Origin of the sequence: Vibrio sp. 10N.261.55.A7 (genome assembly GCF_002877365.1) — a bacterium.
Taxonomy (GTDB): Bacteria; Pseudomonadota; Gammaproteobacteria; order Enterobacterales; family Vibrionaceae; genus Vibrio.
Genome location: NZ_MCWZ01000230.1, coordinates 1 through 991 on the forward strand (window position 1 = coordinate 1; position 991 = coordinate 991).

The following is a 991-nucleotide window of genomic DNA, read 5'->3' on the forward strand; positions in this document are numbered from 1 at the left end:
ATAGGACTGTGAATCCAAAGCTGTTAAATCGGTCAACATTAAAAACTGAATCAAACAATTGAATTTAACAATGCGGCCTGAATGAGCAGGCCGCATTAACAGTCGATTGGCGAGTTCAATTACTGAGCTGCGCGAATCTTCTCTAGTTCACCCATGATTTTCGCGTGAATACCGTCGCTCCATGCTGGGAACTGGTTGTACACATCAGCCGTCAGTTGATTAAACTCTTCTGAGTTCACTTCGTTAAACGTCACACCTAGCTCTTCTAGCTTTTCAGTGTATTCGGCATCGAGTTTCACCAATTCAGATGTGTTCGAAGTCGCACCCGCTTCTAGCTCTTCATTAATAATAGCTTGTTGCTCTGGCGTGAATTTGTCCCAAAGTGTTGGAGAAATGTAGATACCCACCGTGCCCAAGAAGTGCTTAGTTAAAGACATGTTCTTCGCTACTTCGTAGATCTTGGTTGAATACATTGTCAAAATTGAACCTTCTAGACCATCAACCACACCTTGCTGTACACCCGCGTAGGTTTCAGGGAAAGGCAATGATGCTGGCGCTGCACCCATAGCAGAAAGTGTGCTAATAAACAGTTGGCTCTGTGGTACACGAACACGCATGCCCTTCATGTCAGCAGAATTCACGATCTCTTTGTTCGTAATCATGTGGCGGTAACCAAACATGTAGTCAGCGTTTAAGACTTTAACGCCTTTCTCTTCCGCTTGTTTTTTAAGATCAGCAACGAAGTCAGTGCGCATCATTGCTAGGTATTCATCGTAAGTGTTGTAAAGCATTGGCCCCGCTAGTGCAGCGAAATCAGGAACATAATCACCAAGGTAAGTCAGATCTTCTACCGCAATCCAATTTGCCCCGTTCACAACTTGTTCAAGGTTGTCGTTATAAACAGGTAACTGACCGCCAGGGAAGACTTTGATGTTGACTGAACCATCACTGCGTTCACGGATTTTGTCCGTCGCTTTGATGAGCTCTTGAG

Annotated in this window: 1 protein-coding gene; it reads right to left on the reverse strand. The window is 44.6% G+C overall.

Annotated elements, in window-relative coordinates:
• Positions 1–119: 119 nt before the first annotated feature.
• Positions 120–991: C4-dicarboxylate TRAP transporter substrate-binding protein (locus BCU12_RS10940; RefSeq protein ID WP_102404305.1), on the reverse strand; the 872-nt coding region annotated here is incomplete at its 5' end.